The 23080-nt window shown below is 58.3% G+C and carries 10 protein-coding genes and 1 pseudogene; 8 read left to right on the top strand and 3 right to left on the bottom strand.

What is annotated here, in order from left to right; all coding sequences use genetic code 11:
* Positions 1–221 precede the first annotated feature (221 nt).
* A pseudogene (locus AC4ANK_RS08235) lies at positions 222–1596 on the top strand (spinster family MFS transporter).
* 595 nt (positions 1597–2191) lie between these two features.
* Here the strand turns inward: AC4ANK_RS08235 and rapA are convergent.
* Positions 2192–5038, bottom strand: a complete 2847-nt coding sequence (rapA, locus tag AC4ANK_RS08240) for an RNA polymerase-associated protein RapA (protein ID WP_004667845.1) — start codon at positions 5036–5038, stop codon at positions 2192–2194.
* A 233-nt stretch (positions 5039–5271) separates the two neighbouring features.
* Here rapA and AC4ANK_RS08245 point away from each other — a divergent pair, with 233 nt between their 5' ends.
* Positions 5272–5613 (top strand): hypothetical protein, encoded by a 342-nt coding sequence (locus tag AC4ANK_RS08245; protein WP_002554799.1) that lies wholly within the window; start codon positions 5272–5274, stop codon positions 5611–5613.
* A 100-nt stretch (positions 5614–5713) separates the two neighbouring features.
* On the top strand, positions 5714–5869 hold the full coding sequence (locus AC4ANK_RS08250; RefSeq protein WP_002554798.1) for a hypothetical protein: 156 nt from the start codon (positions 5714–5716) through the stop codon (positions 5867–5869).
* Positions 5870–6087: 218 nt separating this feature from the next.
* On the opposite strand, the gene AC4ANK_RS08255 is transcribed toward AC4ANK_RS08250, so the two are convergent.
* Complete coding sequence (locus AC4ANK_RS08255) at positions 6088–7662, bottom strand: pectate lyase family protein (RefSeq protein WP_002554797.1); 1575 nt, start codon at positions 7660–7662, stop codon at positions 6088–6090.
* 169 nt (positions 7663–7831) lie between these two features.
* Positions 7832–8302, bottom strand: coding sequence for a MaoC family dehydratase (locus AC4ANK_RS08260; protein ID WP_002554796.1), 471 nt, complete (start codon positions 8300–8302; stop codon positions 7832–7834).
* A 368-nt stretch (positions 8303–8670) separates the two neighbouring features.
* Between AC4ANK_RS08260 and fadD2 the strand changes: the two genes are divergently transcribed.
* The 5 genes from fadD2 (at position 8671) to AC4ANK_RS08285 (ending at position 23059) form a co-directional block, all read left to right on the top strand.
* Positions 8671–10359: a long-chain-fatty-acid--CoA ligase FadD2 gene (gene fadD2 / locus AC4ANK_RS08265; protein WP_460383186.1), complete on the top strand. Its 1689-nt coding sequence runs from the start codon at positions 8671–8673 to the stop codon at positions 10357–10359.
* 353 nt (positions 10360–10712) lie between these two features.
* Positions 10713–12404, top strand: a complete 1692-nt coding sequence (fadD1, locus tag AC4ANK_RS08270) for a long-chain-fatty-acid--CoA ligase FadD1 (protein WP_460383184.1) — start codon at positions 10713–10715, stop codon at positions 12402–12404.
* A 367-nt stretch (positions 12405–12771) separates the two neighbouring features.
* Complete coding sequence (gene hrpA / locus AC4ANK_RS08275) at positions 12772–16683, top strand: ATP-dependent RNA helicase HrpA (RefSeq protein ID WP_002554793.1); 3912 nt, start codon at positions 12772–12774, stop codon at positions 16681–16683.
* Between the two features lie 241 nt (positions 16684–16924).
* Positions 16925–18046 carry a beta-ketoacyl-ACP synthase III gene (locus AC4ANK_RS08280; protein ID WP_460383182.1) on the top strand — a complete coding sequence of 374 codons (1122 nt, stop codon included), beginning with the start codon at positions 16925–16927 and terminating at the stop codon, positions 18044–18046.
* A 120-nt stretch (positions 18047–18166) separates the two neighbouring features.
* The gene (locus AC4ANK_RS08285) at positions 18167–23059 is read left to right on the top strand and encodes an NEL-type E3 ubiquitin ligase domain-containing protein (protein WP_095178740.1); all 4893 of its coding nucleotides are present in this window, start codon (positions 18167–18169) and stop codon (positions 23057–23059) included.
* Positions 23060–23080: the final 21 nt, after the last annotated feature.

Below are 23080 nucleotides of genomic sequence, written 5' to 3' on the forward strand. Positions count from 1 at the left end.
TTCTCACTACAAGAGCGCCAAGCCTCAGGACCTGGCGATTTGAGCTGAGTATAGAAGCTGTTTACAACCTGCCACCCCTGCGAGCGGCCATTTTGATATTGACTCAATAACGAATAGTTATAAAAGGCCATCATGTTCCGTGCGTAGTTACGAATGTTTACAGACAGATAGCGCTTCTGCTTCTAGATTGAAGTGACTGAGAGTCAAGGGATGGATGCCTTATGAACACGCTCCAGGCTGAAAACGCTACTCAGGCTGCCAATGCCTGGCGCGTGCTGTTCCTGCTTTTTCTGGCCAATCTGTTCAACTTCTTTGATCGCACCATCCCGGCGATTATCGTCGAGCCCATTCGTCTGGAATGGCATTTGAGTGACTTTCAACTGGGGTTGCTGGGGACCGCATTCACGCTGGTCTACGCTTTCGCCGGTCTGCCATTGGGGCGCATGGCCGATAACGGGTCGCGCAAGAAACTCATGGGCTGCGGGCTGGCGGTCTGGAGCGGGTTGACTGCGGTCAATGGCATGGTGGGCAGTTTCTGGACCTTCCTGCTGGTGCGAATGGGCGTCGGCATAGGTGAGGCCAGCTACGCGCCTGCTGCCAACTCACTGATCGGTGATCTGTTTCCAGCCCATCGGCGTGCGCGGGCCATGGGGCTTTTCATGCTGGGTCTGCCTTTGGGTCTACTACTGGCGTTCTTTACCATCGGCGCTATGGTCAAGGCGTTTGACAGCTGGCGCGCACCGTTCTTTATCGCTGCGGTTCCTGGTCTGTTGCTGGTCGTGTTCATCTTTTTCATCAAGGAGCCCAGGCGCGGCGCGGCTGAAAGCGTGCGGATGTCAGAGGCGAAGATTGAAAAGCCGATCCGCCGTGTGCTGTCGATTCCGACCTTTCGTTGGCTGGTGCTGGGCGGTCTGACCTTCAACTTTGCGACTTACGCCTGCAATTCATTCATGGTGCCGATGCTGCAGCGCTATTTTCTGCTGCCCTTGCAGGAAGCTGCAGTGGCGACCGGGGTTATTGTCGGCGTAACCGGGCTGATCGGTCTGACGCTTGGGGGCTGGATAGCCGACAAACTGCACCAGCGCTTTTCCAATGGACGGCTGTTGTTTGCGACCATCAGCATGTTGATCGCCGCACTGGCCACAGGCTATGCGCTGCATGCAGGGCAGATCGGGATCGGTGTGTTCGTGGGGGTATTCAGTCTGGCTGTTCGCTTACAACTTCTATACCTGCGTTTACACCGCTATTCAGGACGTAATCGAACCGCGCCTGCGGGCCACGGCCATGGCGCTGTTCTTTGCCGGGCTTTATTTGCTGGGTGGAGGGCTGGGGCCGGTGGTGGTCGGTTTGCTGTCTGATCACTTTGCCCATGCTGCGATGGGCGTTGCAGGTGTCGAGGTGATGAGCGAAAGCTTTAAAGCCATCGGTTTGCACGATGCCATGTACCTGATCCCGGCAGCGCTGTTTCTGACCTTGCTGTTCCTGTATCAGGCTTCGCGCTGTTTCAGCCGGGATGCCGAGCGGATGAAGGCGAGAATGGCGGCTGACGAGCCGGTGGAGGAGTTGGCGCAGGGAATTGTGGTGGCCAGGCAGTGATCGCGCAGATGCAAGATCGGACGTAGAGCGTCCAGAACGGCATGCGACGCAGAGCGTCGCACGATAGTTAAGGTCATCGTTCCGCACGCTCCAGCGTGGGAATGCCGTGCGTGACGCTCTACGTCACAAATCTGCGCCGCACTGCACACGCAAGATCGGACGCAGAGCGTCCAGAACGGCATGCGACGCAGAGCGTCGCACGATAGTTAAGGTCATCGTTCCGCACGCTCCAGCGTGGGAATGCCTTGCGTGACGCTCTGCGTCACAAATCTGCGCCGCGCCGCACACTCAAGATCGGACGCGGAGCGTCCAGAAAGGCATGCGACGCGGAGCGTCGCACGATAGTTAAGGTCATCGTTCCGCACGCTCCAGCGTGGGAAGGCCGTGCGTGACGTTCTGCGTCACAAATCTGCGCCGCACTGCACACGCAAGATCGGACGCAGAGCGTCCAGAACGGCATGCGACGCAGAGCGTCGCACGATAGTTGGATTATCGTTCCGCACGCTCCCGCGTGGGAATGCCGTGCGTGACGCTCCGCGTCACAAATCTGCGCCGCGCCGCACACTCAAGACCGGACGCGGAGCGTATCAAGGCTTCAACCCGCAACCAGTACCCGGATCGCTTCCAGGCGCAGGGCTGCTTTTTCAAGCATGGCCAAGCCTTGTTCGCGCTGGCTGCGCAGGGCGACCAGTTCACTGTCGCGCACGGTCGGGTTGACCGCTTGCAATGCCGTCAGGCGAGCCAGTTCCTCTTCAGTGTCTGCTGCCAGACGACGCTGTGCTTCGGCCACACGTTCTGCGTGTCTTGGGGTGATTTTCTCTTCGCCTGCATTGATTCTCGGGGTCAACTGGTCACGTTGCGCCTGGATGAACTTGTTGGCGCTGGCACGAGGCACGCTTTCGAGCTGATCATTGAGGGTGTTGAACGACACACGGCTCGACAGATCGTTGCCATTGGCGTCGAGCAGGCAACGCAGCGCGGCAGGAGGCAGGTAGCGCCCCAGCTGCAACGAGCGAGGAGCAACCACTTCGCTGACGTAGATCAGTTCCAGCAGGACAGTGCCCGGCTTGAGCGCCTTGTTCTTGATCAGTGCCACGGCGGTGTTGCCCATCGAGCCGGACAGCACGAGGTCCATGCCGCCCTGAACCATCGGGTGCTCCCAGGTGATGAACTGCATGTCTTCGCGAGACAGCGCCTGATTGCGATCGTAGGTGATGGTCACGCCTTCGTCGTCGCCGAGCGGAAAGCTGGCGTCGAGCATTTTCTCGCTTGGCTTGAGGATCAGGGCGTTTTCCGAATGGTCTTCGCTGTCGATGCCAAAGGCGTCGAACAGGGTTTCCATGTAGATCGGCAGGCTGAACTGATCGTCCTGTTCCAGAATGGCTTCAACCAGCGCTTCGCCTTCGCCGGCGCCGCCGGAATTGAGTTCCAACAAGCGGTCGCGACCGGTGTGCAGTTCGCTTTCCAGGCGTTCGCGCTCGGTGCGCGCTTCGTCGATCAGACTTTGCCACTCGTCGTCGTCACCGCTTTCCAGCAGCGGCAGCAGGCGCGGGCCGAACTGATGCTGCAGGGCGTTGCCGGTCGGGCAGGTATTGAGGAACGCATTGAGCGCCTCGTGATACCACTGGAACAGGCGTGCCTGCGGGCTGGTTTCCAGGAAAGGTACGTGCAGCTCGATGGTGTGCTTCTGGCCGATCCGGTCCAGACGTCCGATACGCTGCTCCAGCAGGTCCGGGTGCGATGGCAGATCGAACAGCACCAGATGGTGAGAGAACTGGAAGTTGCGGCCTTCGCTGCCGATTTCCGAGCAGATCAAGACCTGAGCGCCGAATTCTTCGTCCGCAAAATAAGCAGCCGCGCGGTCGCGCTCAAGGATGTTCATACCCTCGTGGAAGACCGTGGCCGGAATGCCGGAACGTACGCGCAGCGCGTCTTCCAGGTCCATGGCGGTTTCGGCGTGGGCACAGATGACCAGCACCTTGACGCGCTTGAGCATTTTAAGCGTGTCGATCAGCCAGTCGACGCGTGGGTCGAAGCGCCACCAGCGCTCTTCTTCGCTGACTTCCGGCTGCGACTGGAAGCTGACTTCCGGGTATAGATCGGCGTGTTCGCCAACCGGCAACTCAAGGTATTCCACAGGGCAGGGCAGCGGGTATTGATGCAGCTTGCGCTCCGGGAAGCCCTGCACGGCGGCACGGGTGTTGCGGAACAGCACGCGGCCGGTGCCGTGACGGTCCAGCAGTTCGCGAATCAGGCGCGCCTTGGCTTCGTCGTCGCCGGTATTCACGGCCGCCAGAAGGGAATCGCCCTCGGCACCCAGGAAGCCGTGAATGGTTTCCTGCGCCTCGGCAGACAGCTTGCCCTTATCGAGCAACTCCTGAACGGCCTGAGCCACCGGACGGTAGTTCTCGCTTTCGGCGCGGAAGGCCTTGAGGTCGTGGAAACGGTTCGGGTCCAGCAGGCGCAGGCGGGCGAAGTGGCTGTCCTGACCCAGCTGTTCCGGGGTCGCGGTCAGCAGCAGTACGCCGGCAATGACTTCGGCCAGTTGTTCGACCAGCGAGTATTCGCGGCTGGCCTTGTCTTCGTGCCAGACCAGATGGTGGGCTTCGTCGACTACCATCAGGTCCCAGCCTGCCGCAAACAGGGCGTCCTGGGCTTTTTCGTCTTCGACCAGCCATTCCAGGGCAACCAGTGCAAGCTGGGTGTCTTCGAACGGGTTGCCTGCATCGCTTTCCATGAAGCGCTCGGCGTCGAACAGCGCGACCTGCAGGTTGAAGCGGCGACGCATTTCCACCAGCCACTGGTGCTGGAGGTTTTCCGGGACCAGAATCAGCACGCGGCTGGCGCGGCCCGACAGCAGTTGGCGATGGATCACCAGACCGGCTTCGATGGTTTTGCCCAGACCCACTTCGTCGGCCAGCAGAACGCGCGGCGCGATACGGTCCGCGACTTCGCGAGCGATGTGCAACTGGTGGGCGATAGGCTGTGCCCGCACGCCACCCAGGCCCCACAGCGAGGACTGCAATTGGCGGCTGGTGTGCTCCAGCGTGTTGTAGCGCAACGAAAACCAGGACAACTGGTCGATCTGGCCAGCGAACAGACGGTCGGTAGCCAGACGGAACTGGATGAAGTTCGACAGTTGGGTTTCCGGCAGTGTCACCACTTCGTTCTGCGCGTTCAGGCCGTGGTAGACCAGCAGGCCATCGACATCGTCGACTTCGCGAACGGTCATTTTCCAGTTTTCGAAGTGCGTGATCACGTCGCCAGGGGAGAAACGCACGCGGGTCAGCGGCGCATTACGCAGTGCGTACTGACGTGTTTCGCCAGTGGCCGGATAGAGCACGGTCAACAAGCGGCCGTCCTGTGCCAGAACGGTGCCCAAACCCAGCTCGGCTTCGCTGTCACTAATCCAGCGTTGCCCCGGTTGATACTGCTGCGCCATGCTGCCTGTCTCCCGCTTGAAAAAGCTGAGTATGTTAACGGAACACGCCCCGAAGGCCAAAGGCAGCGTGAAAAAACTCATGGTCAGCGCCGGAACCTATCGAATTTTTGGTTCCATGACACTTATTTCACTGAGAGGGGTCAAAAAAGATCTTATAAACCACCACTGGCTCTTTCAGCCCGGTTCAAGTTGCCTCGTGCACGGCCGAAACCCCGGTAAGAGGAGGTAAAACCATGCTGCAACCTATGCTTCCGTTAAGTGTGGTGCCTGTGACATCACAGCTGGATCCGGCCAAACGCATGCCGGACATTCCACCTGTAGCGCCGGTGCAGGAGAGCTCCAGCGAGACCTCCATCGACCTGCGCAATGAAGATACTGAACGCAGCGCGTTGCCGTTGCGTGAAGAGCAACAGCGCCAGCAGCAACAGCAGCAGGCTCATGGCGGCGGAGAAGCCGAGGAATACGTGGGACTGGTGGTCCCGGGTGATTCGCTGAACGCCGACAACACCGTACCCGTTGTACCGCTCATCGACGACGAGCCGCGCCAGGGGCTTTGGGTGGATATTCAGATCTGATTGCTGCACCGCCCAGGGCTGTACTGATCACGGGACTGGTCAGGGCTGCTGCGATTGAGCATTATTGGCCCTGATTTCCCGTGTTCGAGAACCGCAAGCCATGAGCGACGATGCACAACTGATCGACCTGGGTGCCGAGCGCGCCAAGCGTATCCACGATCTGAATGACAAGCGCCTCAATGAAGTGCGTAACGCCTTCGAACAGGCGATGCCATTGAGCAGCAAAAAACCGAAGAAAAAGCCCAAAAAACGCTGATCCAGCCGCCACACCCTTGATCTGATCAGTCTGGTTCAGCAACAGCTGATCTGGATCAACTCGCCGTTATGTTCGCTGCCTTAATCTTGCTCCATCGAATGCGTTGTGGGCGGACACGCGCCTGCATGCATTCAATGAGCACGCAAGGCACTTGGGGCGACTTCGGTCGCCCTTTTTTTCGTCTGCATGCCACGCCCTGCATCGGACGCCGGGCGCTATCAGCTCACGGTTTTGGCGCCGGCATTGGCCAAGTCATAGGCTCTGGCGGCTTCGGCGGTCTTGATGTCGCGCTGATAGCTGGGCGTCCAGGCGGTCACCGGTGACTTCTGGGTGAAGCTGACATTGCTGCCGATGTCCTTGAAGTGCGCATCGCCATAGTCATCCAGCGCGCCGGAGTTGCTGGCCTTGTTGGAAACATCCACGCCTTTTGCGAAATAGTTGGCCTGCGAGAGGATGGTCGCATCCCCCGTCGCGGTGAAGCCAAGATGGAAGTTGTCGATCGAGTTGTTGTAAACGTCAAAGTCGCCATGCCGCATCAGGCCGGGTGCCCGAACATCCAGGTTGCTGAACACATTGTTGGCGATGGTCATGCGCGGGTAACCCTTGTACTCGGCCTTGGCTTGAGCGGAGTCGTCCGGCTGACCGAGAATCACGCCATATTCGTTGTTCTGGAGTTTCGAGTTGGTCAGACTGACGTTGTCTGCCGTCCCGCCGACATAAAGCAGTTTGTCCAGGCCTTTGGCGTTCTGATCCTTGGTGCCTGAATAGGTGTTGTGATCGATCCAGTATTTCTGACCGCTGCTGATGAACATCTGCATGTCACCGTTTTCGCGATAACGGCTGTCGTGGTCGAAGTTCAGATTCTGGAAGATGTCATTGCTGGCGGTCTTGCCGCTGGCCAGGTAGATGTTGTGCAGGCTGTTGCCCTTGTCGGTACCCAGCAGGGTCTTGTTGGCGCCAAAGTTGATGGTCACCTTGCTGTCGGCAGACAGGTTGGCCCCCAGTTTGACGGTACGGGCTTTGTCGTCCTCCATGTACTTCTTGAGGTCCGCTACGGTATTGACCGTGACGACTTCGCCACCATTACCGCCGGTGGTGTTCGCCTGTTTGGCGAAGCCGACCATTCCGGACATGTCGGCCCCAGGACCGTTGCCCGCTCGGTGCGCGGGTTGCGCCACTTTTTCTGTGGTCTCAGATCTGTCTGTGGCGGTTGGCAACGTTTTGGCGGGCGCAGACTGATTGGCGGCTGGCGTATTGCCTTGGGCTGACGCCGAAGTGCGCGCCGTATCAGACGGCGCTGCTGTGGCGCTCTTTTGCAGCGAGACCGGTTTGTCGGTCGGATAATCGTTTTTCACCACGAACGGCTTTTCTGTGTTGCCGGACGATGACGGCGACCCTGAAGAGGGGGCTGATGAAGACTGAAGGGAGGTCGGCGCCTGTTCCCGTTCAGACGGCGCAGGTGCCGGTGTCGAGCCGTCCTGCTGATGCCCTTGTGATCTGGAAAACAGATCCTTGAGGATGGTGCGAATGGCTTCCACCAGCTTGTTCAGCAACAACTCGACGGGGTTTTCAGTTGCACCCGAGGCTGCGTTTGTAGCGGGCGTTTGCGCCCTGGAGCCAAGGCCATTGAACGACGACTGCAACCTTGTTGCCTGCTGCGGCGGTGCGAAGTCGACCAGCTTGCTGCCATTGCCGGACGTGACCTGAGGTGGCGGACTGTTATCGGCTTGCGGGTTTATGCCCTGGGTTGGCTGCCCGGAGACGGGATAATAATTTCGGGTGATCATATTCATGGGTGATTGCCCTGCCTGCAGGAATGAACGATTCGTGATCCGGATAAGGTAGCGCTGGTTTCCTGAGTGGAAAGCGCAGCCAAAACAGTTCCGAGGGCATCATGAATTTGTGTTCAGGTCAGCAGTGGAGCCCGGGCGCGGCCGCAGGTGCGCGCGCCGGTTCCGGGTATCAGCCGAAAGTGATCTCGGGCAATACGGTCAGGTCGACGGTCTGCTGCTTGCGCGGGGCGAGAATCTCGGCTTCGCCGTCTACAACCAGCTCATCGTTCTGATTGAAAACACGGGTGGCGATGCGCACGCGGAATTTCGGCAGTTTTTCCAGGATTTCCAGGCGCACAGTCAGGGTATCGCCCAGTTTCACCGGCTTCTGGAAGGTCATCTGCTGACCGATATAGATGGTGCCAGGGCCAGGCAACTTGCATGCAACCGCCGCACTGATCAGTGCGCCGCTGAACATGCCGTGGGCAATACGCTCCTTGAACATGGTCTTGGAGGCGTATTCGGCGTCCAGGTGGACCGGGTTGTGGTCTCCGGACATGGCGGCGAACAGTTGAATGTCACGCTCTTCCACTGTCTTGCTGTAGCTGGCGGTCTGACCGACTTCAAGAGCTTCGTAAGGCGTGTTGGTGACTTGAGTCATGTGGCTGTCCTGACAATAAAAATGAATTGAAGCGTGCCGGTTCGTGCAATCCGACCTGGCCTTGATTTGTAACACTTGATGACCTGTCGCCGCCAATGCGCGGACAAGATCATTCAGACGCTTGCTGGCGCTCCCCGGATCACATTCAAGGCAAATAATAAGCAAACGCCATGTGAATACGGCTACTGAGCGATCGGGCAAGTATCTTTACCAGCCCGATTGCCGTGAGCAGTGTATCGCCGACGACAGATTTCAGTCTGAACAGAGACAAGATTCATGCTGCTGATGAGGCCCGGACGATCATTTGCCTGAGACACTTTAACTGCTAACGTCCGCCCAGACCCATGCAGGGAAAAAGGATAAAAATAATGCAAGCTGACTTCTGGGATGACAAGCGTCCGGCGGGTGTCGACGCCGAGGTGGATCTGCAAACCTACCAATCGGTCGTCGAGGTGTTCGAGCGCTGCTGCAGGAAATTCGCCGACCGGCCTGCGTTCAGCAACATGGGCGTGACGCTGACTTACGCGGAACTCGAGCGTCACTCCGCCGCCTTCGCCGCGTATCTACAGCAGCATACTCAACTGGTGCCGGGTGATCGCATTGCCGTACAGATGCCCAATATCCTGCAATATCCGATCGCCGTATTCGGTGCGATGCGCGCCGGTCTGACGGTGGTCAACACCAACCCGTTGTACACCGCACGCGAGATGCGCCATCAATTCAAGGACTCTGGTGCCAGAGCGCTGGTTTACCTCAACCTGTTCGGCAAGCTGGTGCAGGAAGTGCTGCCGGACACGGCCATCGAATACCTGATCGAAGTAAAAATGGGCGACATGCAGTCGGCGGCCAAGGGCTGGCTGGTCAATACCCTTGTCGACAAGGTCAAGAAGATGGTCCCCGAATTCCATCTGCCTCAGGCCGTCGGCTTCAAGCGCGCGCTGCGCCTGGGGCGCGAGAGCCGCATGCAGGTCGTACCGCGAGGTCTGCAGGATGTTGCCGTTCTGCAATACACCGGTGGCACCACGGGGCTGGCCAAAGGCGCGATGCTCGCCCATGGCAATCTGGTCGCCAACATGCAGCAAGTCTATGCCTGCATGCGCCAGCAAGGACCGCAAGGCGGATCGCTGTTTGAAGAGGGCAAGGAGGTGATGATTGCGCCGTTGCCGCTCTATCACATCTATGCGTTCACGGCGAACTGCATGTGCATGATGATCAGCGGCAATCACAACATCCTGATCACCAACCCTCGCGATATCGGCGGCTTCATCAAGGAGCTGGGCAAGTGGCGCTTCACTGCCATGATCGGCCTCAACACGCTGTTCGTGGCGCTCATGAACCACCCGGAATTCAAGAATCTGGATTTCTCGGCGCTGAAAAGCACCAACTCCGGTGGCACTGCACTGGTCAAGGCCACGGCCGAGCGCTGGGCGCAGATCACCGGCTGCACGATCGTCGAAGGTTACGGCCTGACCGAGACGTCGCCTGTCGCCAGCGCCAATCCCTATGGCGCCCTGGCACGCCTGGGAACCGTGGGCATGCCCGTGCCCGGCACCGCGATGAAAGTCATTAATGACGATGGCATCGAGTTGCCTTTCGGCGAGCGTGGCGAGCTGTGTATCAAGGGGCCGCAGGTCATGAAAGGCTACTGGAACCAGCCTGATGCCACGGCCGAATGCCTGGACGCCGCAGGCTGGTTCAAGACCGGTGACATTGCCGTGATTGGCGCTGACGGGTTCGTCAGTATCGTCGACCGCAAGAAAGACTTGATCATCGTGTCCGGCTTCAACGTCTACCCCAATGAAATCGAAGACGTGGTCATGGCCCATCCGAAAGTCGCCAACTGCGCCTGTATCGGCGTGCCGGACGAGCGCTCGGGGGAGGCCGTGAAGCTGTTCGTGGTGGCGCGAGACCCGCAGCTGAGCATTGAAGAGCTCAAGGCCTTCTGCAAAGAGAATTTCACCGGCTACAAGGTGCCCAGACAGATCGTTCTGCGTGATTCATTGCCGATGACTCCGGTGGGCAAGATTCTGCGACGCGAGCTTCGGGACATCGCCTGACCCTTTAATCGTCTCCATGTGTGTACCTGGCCCCGTTTGCAGAACGCTGTAAACGGGGTCAGTTTTTTTCGGAAACAGGCGATTATATTGATTGGCCGCTCTGTTTCGGTACTTTCGGCGTGATGATGAAAATTTATTAAATGAATTTAAAGTGACTGTTTATTGGTTTCTGGTCGTATTCGTGACTGTGTGGCCTGCTTCTGCCTCTAGTCGGCCTTTGGCAAAGCTGCTACTCTCGGCGCGCTTTTTGATCAGTCATAAAGCGAAAAAGCGTCTACTGCATAATTCCAAGCACAAGAAAATCATCGCTTCAGGCGATGTGAAGAATTCGCTATCGCTACGGAGCCGACTGAATGATTGATAACTTCTGGAAGGACAAGTACCCGTCCGGTATCCCTGCCGATATCAACCCCGACGAGTACCCTAACGTCCAGGCGGTCCTGAAGCAGTCCTGCCAGCGCTTCGCCGACAAGCCGGCGTTCAGCAACCTGGGCAAGACCATCACCTACGGCGAGCTGTATGAGCTGTCCGGCGCGTTTGCCGCCTGGATTCAGCAACATACCGACCTGCAGCCGGGTGACCGTATCGCCGTGCAGCTACCCAACGTATTGCAGTACCCGATTGCCGTCTTCGGTGCGATTCGCGCCGGGCTGATCGTGGTCAACACCAACCCGCTGTACACCGCGCGGGAAATGGAACACCAGTTCAACGACTCCGGTGCCAAGGCGCTGGTGTGTCTGGCAAACATGGCCCATCTGGCCGAGAAGGTCGTACCCAAGACGCAGATCAGGCAGGTGATTGTCACCGAAGTGGCCGACATGCTGTCGCCGTTCAAGCGCTTGCTGATCAATAGCGTCATCAAGTACGTGAAGAAGATGGTCCCGGCCTATCACTTGCCCAAGGCCATCAAATTCAACGATGTGCTTGGCAAGGGCCGTGGTCAGCCAGTGACCGACGTGTCGCCCGGCAGCGCCGATGTTGCCGTGCTGCAGTACACCGGCGGCACCACCGGGGTGGCCAAGGGGGCAATGCTGACGCACCGCAACCTGATCGCCAACATGCTGCAATGCCGCGCGCTGATGGCGTCAAATCTGGGCGAAGGCTGTGAAATCATCATCACGCCGCTGCCGCTGTATCACATCTATGCCTTCACCTTTCATTGCATGGCGATGATGCTGCTTGGCAATCACAACATCCTGATCAGCAACCCTCGTGACCTGCCGGCCATGGTCAAGGAGCTTTCGAAATGGAAGTTCAGCGGCTTTGTCGGCCTTAACACGCTGTTTGTGGCCCTGTGCAATAACGAGGGTTTCCGCAACCTCGACTTTTCGGCGTTGAAAGTTACCCTGTCCGGCGGCATGGCCCTGCAGCAGTCCGCTGCCGAACGCTGGAAGCAGGTCACTGGCTGCCAGGTCTGCGAAGGCTATGGCATGACCGAGACCAGCCCGGTGGCTACGGTCAATCCCGCTAAAGACGTGCAGATGGGCACTATCGGTATTCCTGTGCCGTCGACGCTGTGCAAGGTTATCGACGATGCTGGCAACGAGCTGGCGTCCGGTGAAACCGGCGAGTTGTGCATCAAGGGCCCTCAGGTCATGAAAGGCTACTGGAAGCGCCAGGAAGCCACCGATGAAATGCTCGACAGTGATGGCTGGCTCAAGACCGGTGACATCGCAATCATCCAGCCCGATGGCTACATCCGGATTGTCGATCGCAAGAAAGACATGATTCTGATCTCCGGTTTCAACGTATACCCCAACGAACTGGAAGACGTGCTGGCCACGCTCCCGGGCGTGTTGCAATGCGCGGCGATCGGCGTGCCGGACGAGAAGTCAGGCGAAACCATCAAGGTTTTCGTCGTGGCCAAACCGGGCGTTACCCTCACCAAGGAACAGGTCATGGAGCACATGCGCGCCAACCTGACCGGCTACAAGGTGCCGCGTAGCGTGGAATTCCGGGAGGTTCTGCCCACTACCAACGTCGGCAAGATCCTGCGTCGCGAGCTGCGTGATGAGGAATTGAAGAAGCTGGGCGTGAAGAAGTAGGGCGGAGCGCCGCACGATAGTTGAGATTATCGTTCCGCACGCTCCAGCGTGGGAATGCAGGTCTCGACGCTCTGCGTCGCAATGAGGACGTGGAGCGTCCCTAAAGGCATGCAACGCGGAGCGCCGCACGATAGTTGAGATTATCGTTCCGCACGCTCCAGCGTGGGAATGCAGGTCTCGACGCTCTGCGTCGCAAAAAGGACGCGGAGCGTCCGGTATTTCGTACCTCATACTTTGTTGTAATTGAGCAGTGCTGCCGGCAAACCATGACCGCGATGGATAGCCTGGCATTCAGGCCATTCGTCACGACCCGCCACAATCTGCGACAATCCGCACCTGCCATTTGAAAAAAGACCCTGCGCGCCTGATGACCGACGAATCGCCCTCTATCGACCAACTTCTGAAAAACCTCGACCAAGCGATGATCAGCGAACGTCATCGCCTGCGCCGTCAGTTGCATGACCTGCGCAAAAAGCCTGACGAGGCGAAGCTGGCGCAGTGGGTAGCGCGGGTTCAAGCCTCCTGTGCGCAGGTGACGGCGCGGCGTGAGAGCGTGCCGACGATCCGTTATGACGACAACCTGCCCATCGCCGCCAAACGCGATGAGATCAAGGAGGCCTTGCTCAAGCATCAGGTGCTGATCATTGCCGGTGAAACCGGCTCCGGCAAGACCACCCAATTGCCGAAAATCTGCCTGGAAATCGGTCGCGGCCAGCACGGTCTGATCGGCCATACCCAGCCGCGCCGGATCGCCGCACGCAGCGTGGCCAGCCGGGTGGCCGATGAGCTGGGCACACCGCTGGGCGCGCTGGTCGGTTATCAGGTGCGCTTTGAAGATCAGAGCGACAGCAACACGCTGATCAAACTGATGACCGACGGTATTCTGCTGGCCGAAACCCAGCATGATCGCTTTCTTGAGCGCTACGACACGATCATCGTCGACGAAGCCCACGAACGCAGCCTGAACATCGACTTCCTGCTGGGTTACCTGAAAACCCTGCTGCCGCGTCGTCCGGACCTGAAAGTCATCATCACCTCCGCGACCATCGACCTGCAGCGCTTTTCCGAGCACTTCAACGATGCGCCGGTGATCGAAGTGTCCGGGCGTACCTTCCCTGTCGACCTCTGGTACCGCCCGCTGACCAGCGAGCAGGACGAGGAAGGCAACAGCGTCGAAGAAGACCTGACAGTCGATCAGGCCATTCTGGCCACGCTGGATGAGCTGGCGTCCTTTGAGCGTAGCGAGCGCAAGAGCCCGGGCGACGTGCTGGTGTTTCTGCCCGGCGAACGCGAGATTCGCGATGCCGCCGAGGTACTGCGCAAGGCGCAGCTCAGGCACACCGAAATTCTGCCGCTGTACGCACGCCTTTCGCCTGCCGAACAGCAGCGTATCTTTCAGTCCCATCCGGGTCGTCGTGTGGTGCTGGCCACCAACGTGGCCGAAACCTCGCTGACCGTGCCGGGCATCCGCTATGTGATCGATACCGGTACTGCACGCATCAGCCGCTATAGCTATCGCGCCAAGGTCCAGCGCCTGCCGATCGAAGCCGTGTCGCAGGCCAGCGCCAACCAGCGCAAAGGCCGTTGCGGGCGCGTCGAGCCCGGTTTGTGCGTGCGTCTGTACAGCGAAGAGGATTTCAACGGTCGACCTGAATTCACCGACCCCGAGATACTGCGCACCAACCTGGCAGCGGTCATCCTGCAGATGCTGCACCTGCGTCTGGGTGAGATCACCGATTTCCCGTTCATCGAGCCGCCGGATGGCAAGGCGATCAGCGACGGCTTCAACCTGTTGCAGGAGCTGTCGGCAGTCAATCGCGAAAATCAGCTGACCCCGCTGGGCCGTCAACTGGCGCGCCTGCCAGTGGATCCGCGCATGGGTCGCATGCTTCTGGAAGCTGCGAAGCAGGGCAGCCTGCAGGAAGTCTTGATCGTGGCCAGTGCCATGTCCGTGCAGGATGTGCGTGAGCGTCCACCCGAGCGTCAGCAGGCGGCTGATCAGGCCCATGCGCAATGGAAAGACGCCGACTCGGACTTCGCCGGGCTGGTCAATCTGTGGCGCGGTTTTGAAGAGCAGCGCCAGACCCTGACGGCCAGCCCGCTGCGTAACTGGTGCAGGCGCAATTTCCTGAATTACCTGCGCCTGCGCGAGTGGCGTGATTCCCATCGACAGCTGAGCCTGATCTGCCGCGATCTGCAACTGACGGTCAACAAGGAACCGGCCGATTACCCGAAATTCCACAAGGCCATTCTTTCTGGTCTGCTGAGTCAGATCGGGCAAAAGGCCGACGAGGGTGACTACCTTGGCGCACGGCAGCGGCGCTTCTGGATTCACCCGTCTTCCGGGCTCGGCAAGAAGCGCCCGCAGTGGTTGATGACCGCTGAGCTGGTGGAAACCACCAAGCTGTACGCGCGCATGGTGGCCAAGATCGATTCGGACTGGATCGAGCCGCTGGCTGGCCACCTGATCAAGAAAAATCATTTCGAGCCGCACTGGGAGAAGAAGCGCGGGCAGGTCGTAGCGTTCGAGCAGATTACGCTGTTCGGCCTGATCGTGGTTGGTCGCCGTCCGGTGCATTACGGGCCGATTGACCCGGTGGTGTCGCGCGAGCTGTTCATTCGCGAAGGTCTGGTGCGCGGTGACATCCTGTCGCGGGCCAAATGCCTGAGTGCCAATACCCGCCTGCTGGAGCAGCTCGATGAGCTGGAGGCCAAGGCTCGACGTCGCGATATTCTGGCTGACGAAGACACCTTGTTCAGCTTCTATGAAGCGCGAATCCCGGCCGAGATTCATCAGACGGCCACGTTCGACAGTTGGTACAAGACTGAAAGCCAGAAGAACCCGCAACTGCTGATCATGCGCGAAGAGGATGTGCTGGCCCGCGAGGCCAGTGAAGTTACCGCCGCGCAGTATCCGGATACCTTGCACCTGGGCGACCTCAGTCTGTCGCTGAGTTACCACTTCGAGCCCAACCACCCACGTGACGGCGTGACCTTGCGCGTCCCTGCGCCCCTGTTGCTGTCGCTGCCTGCCGAGCGCCTGGAGTGGCTGGTGCCGGGCTTGCTCGAGACCAAGAGCATTGCGCTGGTGCGCAACCTGCCCAAAGCGGTGCGCAAGAACTTCGTGCCGGTCCCGGATTTCATCAAGGCCGCGTTGCAACGTATTACCTTCGGCGAGGGCTCATTGCCCCAGGCGCTGGGGCGTGAGCTTCTGCGCATGACCGGCGTGCGGGTCAGCGAAGAGGGCTGGGCTGAAGCCGCGCAGCAGCTTGAAGGCCACCTGAAGATGAACCTGGAAATCGTCGATGGCAGCGGCAAGTTTCTCGGTGAGGGTCGTGATCTGGCCGAGCTGACGGCGCGCTTTGCCGAGGCGAGCCAGGCCGCACTGGCCGTACCTCAAACCGCGAAAAGCCAGCAGCCGGTGCAGGCCAAGGCCTTTGCTGCGGTGGCGCAAAAGACTCAGCAGAACATCGCCGGGTTGTCGATGACGGTTTATCCCGCGTTGGTCGAAGAGGGCGGAGCGGTCAAGGAAGGCCGGTTCTCCACGCAGGCCGAAGCTGAATATCAGCATCGCCGTGCTTTGCAGCGTTTGTTGCTGCAACAGCTGGCTGAACCGGCGAAGTTCCTGCGTAACAAACTGCCGGGGCAGACCGAGCTGGCCTTGTTGCACCGCGAGCTTGGCCGCATCGATGCGTTGATAGAGGACATCCTGCTGGCCAGCCTCGACAGTTGCGTGCTGGAAGGTGAAGCCAAGTTGCCGCGCGACGGTGCCGGCCTGTTGTCGCTGGCTGAGCGCAAGCGCGCCGACTGGACCGAACACGCCGAACGGCTGGCGAAGCTGACGCTGGAGATTCTCAAGCTGTGGCACGGACTGCAAAAGCGCTTCAAAGGCAAGATTGACCTGTCGCAGGCGGTTGCCCTCAACGATATCAAGGCGCAACTGAGCAAACTGGTGTACCCCGGTTTCGTGCGTGAAACCCCGGCGGTGTGGCTCAAGGAACTGCCGCGCTACCTGAAGGCTATCGAGATGCGTCTGGAAAAACTGCCAGGTCAGGTGCAGAAAGACCGGGTGTGGAGCATCGAGCTGGCAGGCCTGTGGACGCAATACCAGACACGTGCCGACAAGCACGCCCAGGAAGGCAAGCGCGACCCGGAACTGGCGCTGTATCGCTGGTGGATGGAGGAGTATCGCGTGTCGCTGTTCGCTCAGCAGTTAGGCACCAAAATGCCGGTGTCGGACAAACGGTTGAGCAAGCAGTGGAGTCAGGTGGAGGGCTGATCCTGCGTCGGCCTTCAGCACAGTCAATTGTCGCTATCAGGCCTATATTCATTGGCCCGATAGCGCCAAAACCGGGCTCTGTGGCACACTCCGCGCCTGTCTTCACCGTGTCATGAAATGCTGCTCTCTGTTGCGGGCAGCTTTTACAGTCGCACTGGTACGTTGGTCCCAAAAACAGAGGGCCTCCGAACACCGTGCCTGAGCAGGTGTTTACCTGCAACTCAATAAGAGAGGAACGACCGTGCACAACTTCGTCATCAGTGGCACAGGCCTGTTTACCCCGGCCAACAGCATCTCCAACGAAGAGCTGGTGCAGTCTTTCAATGCCTATGTCGCACAGTTCAACAGCGACAACGCAGCGGCTATCGAACGTGGTGAAGTGGAAGCACTCAGTGAATCCAGCGCCGCGTTCATCGAAAAAGCATCGGGCATCAAAAGCCGCTTTGTCATGGACAAGCAAAGCATTCTCGACCCGCAGCGCATGAAGCCCAACCTGCCGGAGCGCGGCAATGATGAATGGTCGATCCTCTGCCAGATGGGGGTTGCTGCGGCCGAGCAGGCTTTGCAACGTGCAGGCAAAACCGCTGCCGATATCGACGGTGTAATCGTTGCCTGCTCCAACTTGCAGCGCGCCTATCCGGCGATTTCCATTGAGATTCAGGAAGCGCTGGGTGTCGCGGGCTATGGTTTCGACATGAACGTGGCCTGTTCTTCGGCCACCTTCGGCATTCAGGCAGCCTGCAACAGCGTGCAATTGGGGCAGGCCCGCGCCTTGCTGGTGATCAGTCCGGAAATCTGCACCGCGCACCTTAATTTCCGTGACCGTGACAGCCATTTCATTTTTGGCGACGGGGCCACAGCCGTTGTGGTCGAGCGCGCGGATCTCGCCACCTCGCCTTACCAATTCGATATCGTCAGTACTCGTTTGTTGACCAAATTCTCCAACAACATCCGCAACAATTTCGGTTTCCTCAACCGTACCTCGGACGAGGGCCAGAATGCGCCGGACAAGCTGTTCGTGCAGGAAGGCCGCAAGGTGTTCCGCGAGGTGTGCCCGATGGTCGCCGAGCTGGTCGCGGCGCATTTGCAGGACAACGGTATCAACATCACTGACGTCAAACGATTCTGGCTGCATCAGGCCAACCTGAGCATGAACCAGTTGATCGTCAAGAAGCTGCTGGGTCGTGATGCCACCGTAGAGGAAGCGCCGGTGATTCTCGACACGTACGGTAACACCAGCTCGGCAGGCTCGGTCATTGCGTTTCATACCTATCAGGATGACTTGCCCGAGGGCGCGCTCGCCGTGCTCAGCTCGTTCGGTGCCGGTTACTCGATTGGCAGCGTGATTCTGCGCAAGCGCTGATAGCGCTTTATGGGCAGCGTCTGCATATCAGACGCTGCCTGTCATATCCCGTTATGTAACCTGCACCCCGGCGGATCTTTATTGTGTTGGCTTTTTACGAAGCCATCACGGGTATCGATCATGTTTACCGCCTACACCACGTCTGGAACGCCAGCCTCGCCTGGTTCCCTGCCTTCCTCACGACAACTCGACTCTGCGCCATTCGACGTTGAGCATCCAAATGCCGGATTCATCAGAGGCAGCCTGCCTGACTGGTATTTGAACGCCCCGGCGACCTTGCGCCAGGCACTGCACGCCAGTCATCAGAAAACCCTGCGTTCCACGCATGCGCTTGGGCCCGTTCGCAATCGTCTTTTATCAGCACAAGCATTCGCAGCGCCTCTGCTGACGCAAGCGTTTTTCGAACGCTTCGAACTTCCCTTGGATGTCGAAGCCTTTCAACTGATGACTTGGCGTTATGACGGTTCCTGGAAGCCGAATCCCCTTGAACAGACGCTGTTGCAGGCCGCCTTGCAGAACTTCGCCTCCAGTAACCGAAGCCGCTTCGATCCGTACTCGGCAATACTTCGTACTGGAGGCCTGCGTTACTGGCTTATCGACAGTGCTCAGCGCAGGTACAAGGTGGAATACAAGGACCGTCTTGATATCGACCTTGAGCAATTCGCTGATTTTTGTCATGAACTGGATCTTGGTGGCCAGTATCAGGCGCATCTGGACAGTGTATTCAAGCCTTCCACGCCAGGCGCTGCGAAAGCGGTTGCCACTGTTTTTATCGACGGTGAGCGCGATTCTGTCGAGGTGCTTGCGCACATTGCCATGATGAAGGGCGATATCAGCGAAGCCGCTTACCAGATGCTGTTGAGCGTAGTGAAGCCCGACGTCCATGCGCAATGGGGGGGCAGGGGGTTGCGCTATTGTCAGTTGCATATGCTCGATACCTACGCTTTTTCGGGCTGCCTGTTACACGGGGCTTTGCTGATTCAGCAGGATATTGCTGACCCTGACAGTGAGCCTTGTCTTGTCTATATGCCTTCAGAGCCGTCACACCCGCTCAAACAGTTCGCGTCACTCCGGGCTTTCAACGACAGCCTCGTGGCAGCGCTCGACAGTGACAGTTACAGGCGCTATTTCAGCCGCTTCGTCAGCCTTGGCCAAAGTCCGGAGTTTTTTGCGAAGCTGAAATCGCGGCTCTACCCGGTCCAGGAACACACGCTGGACGTCAATGCCGACCTGGTGTTGCAGGCGCAGCCATTTTCCAAGCCCCCGTTCGAGTTGCTTTACGACCACCTGCTGGCCAAAACCTACGTTGATTCACGGACCATAGCGGTGCCGTCTGCGCAGGCTGATCAGCTAGCCAGGGATGCGCTGATCGACAACCTGAAAAACAGTGGCATGGACATACTCAATGCGGCCGGGCTCTTTGTGCCTGTGCTGGGTGAAGTCATGGCCGTGGTTGCTCTCTATCAGATTGTCCGCGAAGCGTTCGTTGCCTACGAAGACTGGACGCACGGGGAAGTGGAAGAGGCCATGCAACATGTTTATAACATCGCCGAAAACGTCGCTCAGACAGTGGTGGTGGGCAGCGTCATTGGCGCGCTCGATCGGCTGGAACCGTCGATGTTTATCGAAAGCCTGGTGCAGAAGAGGGTGGATGGATCGGTTCGTCTTGGAAAGCCGACTGTTGGCGGTTATGCGGATACGGTTACGGTGCCTGACGGTTTGCGTGCCAATCCGCTGGGGCTTTACGAATTCGACAGCAAGACGTGGCTGCCAATGAACGGCAAGCTGTACCGCGTTGAAGCAGACGCAACCGGAAAAAACTGGCGTATCAGGCACCCGCAGGATCAGCACGCCTACTCGCCTAAGCTTGAGCACAACGGGGCCGGTGCCTGGCGTCACGAGTGGGAAAACCCCATGGGCTGGGATGAAGTCACAGCGTTCAGGCGGCTTAATGTGACGTGTGATGCGTTCACCGAAGAAGAGATCTCGCGGGTCTTGAGCATTACGGGCAGCAACGAGGCGTTGTTGCGTCAGATACATGTCGAAAGTCACCCGCTTCCAGCTCTTCTGAGAGATGCCATCCAGCGCATGGAAATCGAGCGGGGCTTGCAAGCCTGCATAGACGCCCTCAAGGCAGAAGAGTCCTCGCCAGTGCCTGTCACTCATATCGAGCCATGGATGAAGCTGCTGGTGTCGTCGCCGCACTGGCACAAGAGCCGAGGGTTGTTAGTGTTAGACGCAGACGGAACCATGATCGACGCCTGGAACGTGGGGGCGCATATGACATTTTCATCGAGTGTCGTGGGCGTGACAGAAGACCTCACGCAGGCGCTCGGCCAATTGCTGGAAGGGCTGACACCCGATGAAGTCAGTCATCTGACGGGAACCAGCGGTGCAGATAAAACTTCGCAGGTTCAAGGTTTCAAACGTTATCTGGCCGACTGTGCGCAACTTCACATGGGGCCGTTGCTTGACGAGGTTTATGCACTGCACAACCGCAGCAGTGAGCCGCTGGTCAAGCTGATTCAACGCGATTTCAGCAGTGTGTCGGACAGCATCGCTTTGGAACTCATCGAGATGGCGAGCGATGCAGACACCGCACGGATGATCTCGGAAAAACGTATCCCTCTTGAGCTTGCCGAGCATGCTCGTGAGTATCAGCAGCAACTGCGAATAAACAGGGCCATCGAAGGCTTCTACCGACGCTCGTCGGGTAATCCGGACACCTGTGCGACTGGGCTTGGCATGTTGCCGTACACGCAGGGCTGGCGTGGCGACGTTTCAATCGATCTGCTGAAAGACACGCTGGAGGGCGATGAGATCGCGAGCCTTGAAAGTGACCAGACGACTGTCGTGCATCGGGTTCTGATCAGAACCGAAGAGGTATTTCAGCCCTTCAATCAGTTGGGTGAGTCTATAGGTGAGGCTGGTCAGAGCTTTTTCAGTGCTCTGCTGAACGCGCTTCCTGATGACGTGCGTGTCAACATCGAATTGCCAGTGAATGCGGATGAGCAGCACCTGCGCAGTCTTTTGTGTCGTATCGCATCTGACAGACGTGACCGGATAGCGGAAATCCTGCAGTTGCAGCCGATCAAGCCTGGCATCAAATGGCCGCAACGACTGCACGATGGCCGTGTGGGTTACCCCCTGAGCGGACGTTTGCGTGGCCTCTTCCGCAGGCTTGGGATTGGTGCGCCCAGCCACTCGCCAGAGCTTGCGGTAAAAAGCCTGTATCCGGATTTTTCCGAAGAGCAGGTTACGACGTTTCTTCAGGCTCTGCGTGCAGAGCACACAGGTTCTGCCTCGCAATTGACGAACTTTGTTCGACAAAGGCTGCAAGGCCTCGCTCAGGAACTGAGCACTTTGCAAACCGGCCTGGACAATTGGGTACTGCAAGCTGAGCCCTCGTCACTGCTTAGACCGAGGGCAATCGCGGCGTTGCGAATTCGCAATTGCTGGAGGCGCCTGAGCGCTCACTGCAGAAACTATCAGGGTGAGTTTTTGGGGTATTCGCTTGATCTGGAGGGTCTACGGATAGGAAACATGCCGCAGGTATTGGCTGACTTCAGTCATGTGGCGGTTTTAAACGCTCGAAACATGCGGCTTACCCATTCACAGGCTGATGTATTACTTAAGCATTTCAGCAACCTGCATTCATTGAGCCTGGATTTCAATGCGCTGCAATCCCTGCCAGAGTCGATAGGGCGGATGACTCGACTCAGAGAGTTGTCACTCAGACACAACCCGTTGGTCTGGACCGACCAGTGCAACGCCGGTTTGCGCAATCTGAGCCGACTGGAAGTTCTGGACCTCAGTTTTTGCTCGCTTGGGCGGAGCACGCGGCTGAGTCCGCTCAACGCACTGCGCATGCTTTTTTTACGTTCTACAGGTATTGAAAGGGTGCCAGAGTGGAACTGGCGCAGTTCTGATCTGATGCTTCTCGACCTTCGTGACAACCATATCTCGGACATAACTACCCAGGCGCTCGCCCTTATTGATCGCTCCCTCAGCGATAATCGTCTGAATATACATTTGAATGGTAATCCGCTGAGTGTGCAGACGCATGAACGGATCAGAGTGCTGCGTGAGCAACGGTATCAGTCCCGTTTGGGTATCAGCCATAACCGCTTGTTGCATCAGGAAACGCCTGCCCTTAAGACCTGGCTTGGCAGTGCGAGTGGTGAGCAACTGGCTGCACGGACAGAGCTTTGGCATAATGTGCAGGACTGTTCCGGTTCTACGGATTTTTTTCAGGTGCTGAGCGACCTGACCACTTCAGCAGACTTTTTCAACGATCGTAAAGCGCTCACGACACGGGTCTGGACGATGATGGAAGCGGCTGCTGAAAATGGGGAGCTGCGTCGGCAATTGTTTGATCTTGCCGCCCATCCTCAAACCTGTGGCGATGGTCTGGCGTTAATATTCGGGGACATGGAAGTTCGCGTTGGGGTGTTCGCGATTACGTCATCCACGCCGGAAGCCGCACGGCCACTGGAGCTGTTCAAGATGACCCGCAGTCTCGACCGTCTCGATGAGGTGGAAAAAATTGCCCGTCGCGATATTGCTCTTCGGATGAAAAGCAATAAAACGGTAGATGAAGCCGAAGTACGACTGGCCTATCGAACGGGTTTGCAGGTACGGCTTGGATTGGCCAGCCGGTCCAGATCCATGCTGTTCAGGACTTTGGCGGGGGTGAGTGACGCCGATCTGGATTCCGCCTACCGCGAGATAATTGCGCGTGAAAGTACTCCTGCGTTTTTCGAGTCACTGATTGCCAGGGAGTTCTGGATGGATTATTTGGAAATCCGCTACGCCCACGAGTTTGAGCCGGTAAAGCGCCCTTTTGCTGAGCGTCTCGCCGTTCTGGATGAGCTGTCGCCGGATATGCAATCCGATCAACAATACCTTGACCGGGTAAAACAGATCACCAAGCAACGCATGCGTGCGATCAAGGCGTGTGCGATCAAACTTTCCATACAGCTTTCGGACGCTGTGAACGCAGGGCCTCAATAAGGGATACTCTCCATAACGCCT

The organism is Pseudomonas sp. Pmew2 (genome assembly GCF_058129885.1).